A 504-nucleotide genomic window follows, 5' to 3' on the forward strand; every position below is an offset into this window, starting at 1 on the left:
GAAAATGTGCTTCTGCCCGCTTTGCTTGATATGGGTGCATGCCTAACTCAACTAGAGTTTGACGACCAAGATCCAGTGCGCCTAAAAAAGTCTCACGCGAATAGTTTTGCACACCATGGCTCATCAACTGATAGGCCTCAACTCGGCTTCGAGCACGAGCGAGCAATTTGAGATTCGGAAAATGCGTACGGCAGATATCGACAATCGCCATCACTTCATCCGGCGAGTCTGTACAAATCACTAACGCTTCCGCTTTGTCTGCGCCAGCGGCGCGCAACAAATCGATTTGCGTGGCATCGCCATAAAAAACTTTGTAACCGTACTTACGCAGTAAGTGAATTTGGCTGGCGTCACTTTCCAATACCGTAACTTTGATTTTATTGGCGTACATTAAGCGCCCAACGATTTGCCCAAAACGACCAAAACCAGCAATGATGACGCGAGGACGACGATCAACCACGTGACTGGTGACGCTCTCTTCTTCCTGATTCAGCGTATGAGCGA

The 504-nt window shown here is 48.6% G+C and carries 1 protein-coding gene; it reads right to left on the minus strand.

The features are described from left to right. Positions 1-504: NAD-binding protein (locus tag R7040_RS30375; RefSeq protein WP_318098180.1), on the minus strand; the 504-nt coding region annotated here is incomplete at both ends.

This window comes from Vibrio sp. 1069, from assembly GCF_033340555.1.